Below are 6,788 nucleotides of genomic sequence, written 5' to 3' on the forward strand. Positions count from 1 at the left end.
GGACTTGGTCAGGGCTGGCTGGGCGGCACGACGATCGTGCCGGTCGAGCCGTCGGGATTGGTGATGCTGATGACCGTCGGCGCGGCCTGCTGGGACGCGGCGCCCGGCTGGGATGCGATGGCCTGCGCTGCGGCCGAGCCCATGACGTTGCCGGTCGCGAGACGCTCGGCCACCAGCGCGGCGTTGGGGATGGTCTGGCCGACGGTCGTCTGTCGCTGGTCGTTGGACGCCAGCGTGTCTTCAGCCGCAAGCAACCGTTCTTCGGGCGAGCGACGTGCGAAAGCCGCGGCCTCGAGCACGGCCGAGCAGTCAACGCCTTCAAGCGGTTCGGCGCGGCCGGCGGATACCGCCTCGCAGCGGTCCACGGCCTCGGCGGGCGGAGCGGCCATGCGGATGTTCCGGGTTGCTTCTCCGGGCGCGACAGTCGTCGGACGCCGCGCCTCGGTGGTCGGGCGTGCGGTCGTGACGACGCGGCGCGGCGCATCGGCGGCCAACTGGGCGACGTCGGGGTTGGCGGGCGTGGCGGCGACCGGCGCCATCACACGGCCCGCCGCGGGCTGGCTCAGTTGCTCAACACTGGCGCGGCCGGCGTCCTGTCCAACGGCCGCGCTGGCCAGCGAGGCGCAGATCGTGCCGACGACGAGCGGCAGGCGGATGGGCATGACAGGCCTTTCAGGCGAACGCTTAACGCGACTGGATGATCGTGATCGGGGTAACGCCGTTGACGCCGGCCTGTTGCTCGACGGTGGCGGAACGGCGCAGGCCGTCGCCCAGCTGGACATAGACGTTGGCGGCGCCGCCGATTTGATGGATGTCCATCTGGTTGTGGTCGCCGGCCTGGATCATGACGGCCAGATTGTCGTCCCCGTCCTGCGTCAGCTCGGCGGTGTTCCCGACGCCGCCGCTGAGGCCGGCCAGTTCCTGAATGCGTGAGTTGACCCGGCCGTCGCGCAGGTCGGACGTCAGCGCGGACGCCACGGCGCGCGCCTGACCGAAGGTGAGGGCGCCGGTCTGGATCTGGGCGGCCGCGTTGTTGGAGCCGTTCTGGACGATGCGCGCCGTGTTGCGGGCGCCGACCTGGGCCTGAATGGCGAGGTTGCCGGAACCCGGGGTCAGGGCGTTTCCCTGCGTCAGGCTGGCGGTGTTGTCGAAGCCGACGCTCATCTGAACGCCGATGTTGTCGGAACCGTACTGGGCGATGCTCTGGCGCGAACCCGATCCGCGACTAATCATCAGCGCCTGGTTGCCGTCGCCGGTCTGGGTGATGTCGCCGGTGTGGGCGCCGCCCGAGACTTCCACAACACTACGGTTCGCAGAGCCGGTCTGGCTGATATTCAGGGTTGGCGAGATCTGCTCGATCGCGACCTGCGCGCTGGAGGGCGAGGCCGTCATCAGTGCGGCGAGCGCGAAGCCTGCCGAAAGACCGAGTGAAGCTTTGATCATCTTCCATCCCTCCTGAACAAGACGAAGCCGACCGGACCCCGAAGGGCCCGGCCAGTCCGGAACCGGGAGCACCACGAGGGCGCTCCCGGCAAGACGCTTACTGGTTGACGATCGCGGTGTTGCCGACGCCCGACTGGGTGACGAAGCTGACCGCGCCGGCATTGGCCGCCTGGGTGACGAAGGCCTGGTTCGATTCACCGGTCTGGCTGACGTAGCTGTAGGCGTCAGCAGCCGACTGTTCGATCGTGGCCTGGTTGTTGTCACCGTCCTGGTCAACGTAGCTGTAGGCGTTGTCGCCCGACTGGATCACCTGGGCGCTGCTGTTCGTGGCGCCGAAGTAGAAGCCCTGCAGGATGACGCTTTCAGCGGTCGCGGTCTGGTAGACCGAGGCGCGGTTGCCGTTGCCGTCCTGGATCAGGAAGCTTTCAGCGCCGTCGGCGCCAACAGCTTGCTCGATGTAAGCGCTGTTCGAACCGCTCGTGGCGATGTTGTAGCCCTGATAGGCGGTGCTGCTTGCACCTTCGGCCGCCTGGGTGACCGAGGCGAAGTTGAAGTCACCGTCTTGCTCCAGCAGGCTGTAGGCGAGGCGAGCGCCAGCGATCTGCTGGATCTGCGCCACGTTGCCGGTCGAGGCGTAGAAGGTGCCCTGGTTGACGAAGCTGTTGTTCGACATGTCGGTCTGTTCGACCGTCACCGAACCAAAGTCGCCTTCCTGAACCACATCGCTGCCGTTCCAGTCGCCCGTTTGGGTGACCGAAGCGGTGTTGTCGAAGCCCGACTGCGTGATGTTGCTGCCACCGTTGGAGCCGGATTGCTCGACTTCAGCGTTCAGCAGAATGCCGAACTGGTCCACGTTGCTGATGTTGTCGTCACCCGACTGGACGACTTCCGCCGTGTTGGCGATGCCTTCCTGCGCGATGAAGCTGTTGGCGCGAGCGCCCGTCTGCAGAACGTCGGCCGAGCTGTCATCCGAGAACAGGAAACGGCCCTGCTGGATGTTGCTGTAGGCGTCAGCGCCGGCTTGCGTGACGAAGGCCGAGTTACGGTCGCCGTCCTGAAGCACTTCGCTATAGGCGTTGTCCGCGCCCGAACCCTGCCACACGTCAGCGGCGTTTCCGACCGAGCCCGAGAACTGCAGGTACGGGCCCTGCACGATCAGGCCGACTTGACCCACGCCGTATTGAGCGGCGATGGCCGAGCCTTCGTTGCCCGTCTGATGGACGTAGCTCTCGTTGAAGAGGCCAGCCTGGGTGACTTCGGCCGAGTTGCGGTTGCCGATCTGATCGATCCAGCTGTACTCGCCGATACCCACGTGGGTGGTGAACGCCGAGTTGCCGTTGCCGAGCTGGTCGAGGTTGGAGACTTCCATCCAGCCGTTCGTCCAGACATCCGCGTCGTTGCGGTTGCCCGACTGGTTGATGTCAACCATGTCTTCCGAACCGAACTGCTGAACGAGAGCGTAGTTGTTGTTGCCGCTCTGGTCCGTCAGGGCGCTGTTGAAGTCGCCGAGCTGGAAGGTTTCCGCTGTGTTGCGGTTGCCCGACTGGTTGATCGTGCCGCCTTCGAAGACGCCGTCCTGACCAACGTAGGCCGAGTTGCCGTTGCCGCTCTGGTCGATCATGGCCAGATCGCGGAAGCCGAGCTGTTCGGTCACCGCGTCGTTGCGGTTGCCCGACTGGTTGATCTCGGCGTTCTCGAGGAAGGCCGACGAACCCTGCCAGGCGTCGGCGCTGTTGCCGTTGCCAGTTTGAACGATCGTGACATCGCTGGACTCGCCGGACTGCTCGACGATCGCGCTGTTGCGGTTGCCGTCCTGCCAGACGTCCGACAGGTTGTCGAAGCCGGCCTGGGTCGTTTCGGCGTAGTTGGCGTTGCCGGTCTGGTCGATGTACGACCAGTCGGAGCCGGACTGATCGACCACCGCTTCGTTGCGGTCGCCGTCCTGCCAGGTGTAGGCGCGGTTCTCGATGCCGGACTGCAGCACGTCGGCGCTGTTGTTGTCGCCGGCCTGACCGACCAGAGCGAACTCGAACGTGCCCGTCTGACGGACGCCGCTGAAGTTGTTGTCGCCCGACTGGTTAATGTCGGCGTCGTCGCGGTCGTACTGGACCACGCCGCTGAAGTTGCCTTCGCCGGACTGGTCGACGGTGGCGAGGTTACGGCCGCCGAAATAGCCCTGCGAGATGGAGCTTTCGTTGTCCATGCCCGACTGCACGACGTATGCTTCGTTGCGGTTGAAGTCTTGGTCGATGTAGCTGATCGAACGGTCCGAGCCGACTTGCTGGTCGACGCTGGCGAGGTTGTTGTCGCCGCCGAGGTAGGCCGACTGGACGATGACGCTTTCGTTATTGTCAGCGCGCTGACCAACGATGGCGAAGTTGCCGTTGCCGCCCGCGAAGCCTTGATCGACGTAGCTGGTGCGGTTGGTGACGCCGCTAAGGGCTTCCTGATCGACGTAGGCTTCGTTGTTGTTGCCGTCCTGATAGATGCGCGAGGCGTCGGATTCGCCCTGACGGTTCTCGGCCATGTTGTTGCGGCCGTTCTGCTCGATGACCGAGTACATGCGGCCGTCTTCGCCGTCCGTACCGCCGCCTTGCTGGATCAGCGCTTCGTTGCCGCGGCCGGTCTGACCGATCCGAGCGTAGTTGCGGAAGCCGTCCGAACCGATGACGCCTTGCAGAATCACGGCGTTGTTCGCCTGGGCGTTCGTCCCGCCCGTGTTGACCTGATCGATGATGGCGATCTGGCGGTTATCGGCCGAGGCCATCGGCAGGCCGGCGGCGTCCGGGAAGGCCGAGGTCGAGGCGGTCGATTCCTGAACGATCAGGGCGCTGTTCTGGCCAACGCCAGCCTGGGTCACGTCAGCGACGTTGCCGCGGTTCTTGGTTGTGGTCGGCGCGGATTGATCGATCACCGCATACGAGTTGTCAGCAGCCGTCTGGGTGACTTCGGCGAGGTTGCCGTCGCCGACCTGCAGAATGTCCGAATAGATGCCCGACACCGGCGAACCGATGATCGTGCCGGCTGTGGGGTTTCCAGGCCCGACGGGTACGGATTGCGCGAGCGAAGCCCCTGCGCTCAACGCCAGGGCCGAAACCCCGATCATAAGACTCTTAATCATTGGTCCTGCCTCCAAGCAGATGCCGGGCGAATTCCGGCGGTTGGTAGTGATGGCCAGCTACTCGGCCCGAATACTGAGGAGCGCCCGCTGGCGACGGCGCTCCAACTCCTTCCCCGTCGCCGGGGATTCAGGTCATCGACCGCCAGCCGGCGTCGCCGGTGCGTTGGTCGATGCATGGGTGGCGGGAGGCAGTTGCTCGCCCCCCTTGAAGTCCCAGGCCGCGTCGAGCGCGCGGCGCTGTTCCTCGGCGTAGCGGTCCAGCCAGACCTGGCCGGCCGTGCGGTCTGCGAACTCCCACAGGCCGTTGTTCGCGCCGTCGAGGATCAGGGCGTAGACGGCCTTCTCGATCGCCTGCTGCAGAGCGATCTGGGCCGGTTCGTTGGCGGTCACGCCCGCCTCGAATTCCATCAGCTCGTCGTAGGCGACGAATTTGAAGACGCTGGACTGAAGCGCGACCGAGGCGACGGTCTTGGACGTCACGACCGAGCTCAGCACCTCGCCGGTGCGGACGCTGACGGCGCGCAGGTGGACGGTGACGGTGCTGCGGCGGTATTCGCGCGCCGCGCCTATGGCCAGATAACGGGCCCCGATGCCGCCGGTCTCGACGTTGTTGTCGTAACCGATGATGCCGCCTTCCAGCAGCACGCCGGCGAACAGCAGCGAAGGCAGGACGTTGGCCGGAGTTTCGGCCTCGCCCAGATAGCGCTGGCGCATCTCGCGGATGATCTGCCGTTCCTTCAGCAGGTTATCCAGATTCTCGCGCTCGACGACGGTGAACCAGTTGCCGTTGCCGGCGTCCTGAAGAGCCTTGACCAGAATGCTGGTGCCGCCCTGCGACACGGCGCGGGACAGGCTCTGCACGGTGTCGGAGGCGCGCAGCTGACCGGTCTGGTCGGGGTAGTTGTAGACCGCGACCGCGATTGGGGCCGGGGGAGGCGGCATGTACAGCAGCTCGCGGCGCGCAGCCGTCGAGGGCTGCAGGGTGGGCGCGTGCGTCGGAGGCTCGGCCACCGTTTCGAGCGAGGCGCAACCGGCGAGCATCAGCACGCCGAGGGCGGCCACGGCCGCCTTTTTCAATAGAGCGATGTTCACGGGATCAGCCCCGTGCCCTGGACGAGGGGTGTGTTGGGAAGCAGCGAGCTGCCTTCCAGCGGGGAGGAGGAGAACAGGCTGCCGCTCTGGCCGCTGTTGTTGCTAGGCATCATCGGCGAGAGGCCGATCGACTCGGAGTTCCGTTGAGCCGACTGGGCGTTGCTCGTGCCCGTGTTGTCGAAGTTGAACACCGGCACGACGATCGTCGTGACTTCGCCTGTGACGTTGTCGGTGATCGTCAGGCGGATCTCGGTGAGCGTCCGCTCGAAGAAGATCGTCTGGTCGCCGACCGTGAACTCGCCCGAGGTGCCCGGCGCCGAGCCGGTGATGGCCTCGACGATGCTGGACGACAGGGCGGAGAGAATGCGGCTCTGGATCTGGCGGGCGAATTGTTCGCCTTCGCTCAAACCATCGTCCTCGGACGGCTTCTCAGGGCGTTGAGCCGTGGCCACGGCCAGCAGGTGATCCGCGTAGAACGGATTGCCGCCGAATGATGGATTCGTGAACTTGAAGCTCAGTTCCTGCGCGGTCGCCGCGCCCGCTGTCAGGGCGCAAATCACCCCCGCGAATAAAACCGTAATCCCCCGACGCATACCTACTCCTCCCAACCGTTAACGGGGTGTTAAGGAGTGACCAGCGGTAGCGCAACTGCGAATTGCCAATCTGGGAGGAAATGCGGCTTTCTCTCGCCTCATAGGCGAATAGTGCGCCACAATGGCGCGCGGTCTGGGGATGAAATCCAGCATTTATGTACGTTTAGCGACGCAAGAGTGGGTGGACGGCACGATCTGGAAGCGGGCGAAATCTTGGCGAGACAACGTCCCTAGGCCCCATGTGGTCACCTAGGGTTGTGTTAAAGGTTGATTTCGTCTGCGATTCCGGATTGTGATGAAGCTGCGTAATCTGTTGCGGCGGTCGAGACGAACTTCAGCGACCCTGAAGGGTGGGTGAGCTTGGTCGTCGCCTGGATTGCGAGCCCGAGACAGGCCGACGCAGAGTGGCAGGTCAGCCGCAGACGAGGCGCCGCAACACCTACTCGGGTTGCGAGCCATCGTCAGGGGCGTGCGACACCGTGATGGGGAGTGACATCGGCGTCAAATCCCGTGCGACGTCCGCAATCAGTATGTCGCTA

General features: G+C 65.0%; 5 protein-coding genes. All 5 read right to left on the minus strand.

The genetic code is table 11. The features are described 5' to 3' along the window. Window positions 1–8 precede the first annotated feature (8 nt). Window positions 9–662, minus strand: coding sequence for a hypothetical protein (locus tag ACIQC9_RS02765; RefSeq protein ID WP_400612161.1), 654 nt, complete (start codon window positions 660–662; stop codon window positions 9–11). A gap of 22 nt (window positions 663–684) precedes the next feature. Further along, window positions 685–1,443 carry a hypothetical protein gene (locus ACIQC9_RS02770; RefSeq protein ID WP_400612163.1) on the minus strand — a complete coding sequence of 253 codons (759 nt, stop codon included), beginning with the start codon at window positions 1,441–1,443 and terminating at the stop codon, window positions 685–687. Window positions 1,444–1,540: 97 nt separating this feature from the next. Continuing rightward, complete coding sequence (locus ACIQC9_RS02775) at window positions 1,541–4,564, minus strand: hypothetical protein (protein ID WP_400612165.1); 3,024 nt, start codon at window positions 4,562–4,564, stop codon at window positions 1,541–1,543. 132 nt (window positions 4,565–4,696) lie between these two features. Beyond that, the gene (locus ACIQC9_RS02780) at window positions 4,697–5,656 is read right to left on the minus strand and encodes a CsgG/HfaB family protein (protein ID WP_400612167.1); all 960 of its coding nucleotides are present in this window, start codon (window positions 5,654–5,656) and stop codon (window positions 4,697–4,699) included. Continuing rightward, the gene (locus ACIQC9_RS02785) at window positions 5,653–6,249 is read right to left on the minus strand and encodes a curli assembly protein CsgF (protein WP_400612169.1); all 597 of its coding nucleotides are present in this window, start codon (window positions 6,247–6,249) and stop codon (window positions 5,653–5,655) included. The genes ACIQC9_RS02780 and ACIQC9_RS02785 overlap by 4 nt, the downstream gene beginning before the upstream one ends. Between the last annotated feature and the right edge of the window lie 539 nt (window positions 6,250–6,788).

The organism is Brevundimonas sp. NPDC092305 (assembly GCF_044755415.1).
Taxonomy (GTDB): Bacteria; Pseudomonadota; Alphaproteobacteria; order Caulobacterales; family Caulobacteraceae; genus Brevundimonas.

What these genes read in the sequence shown, in the direction of transcription:
- ACIQC9_RS02765 (WP_400612161.1), bottom strand. Translation starts at nt 662, where the DNA reads ATGCCCATCCGCCTGCCGCTCGTCGTCGGCACGATCTGCGCCTCGCTG.
- ACIQC9_RS02770 (WP_400612163.1), bottom strand. Translation starts at nt 1,443, where the DNA reads ATGATCAAAGCTTCACTCGGTCTTTCGGCAGGCTTCGCGCTCGCCGCA.
- ACIQC9_RS02775 (WP_400612165.1), bottom strand. Translation starts at nt 4,564, where the DNA reads ATGATTAAGAGTCTTATGATCGGGGTTTCGGCCCTGGCGTTGAGCGCA.
- ACIQC9_RS02785 (WP_400612169.1), bottom strand. Translation starts at nt 6,249, where the DNA reads ATGCGTCGGGGGATTACGGTTTTATTCGCGGGGGTGATTTGCGCCCTG.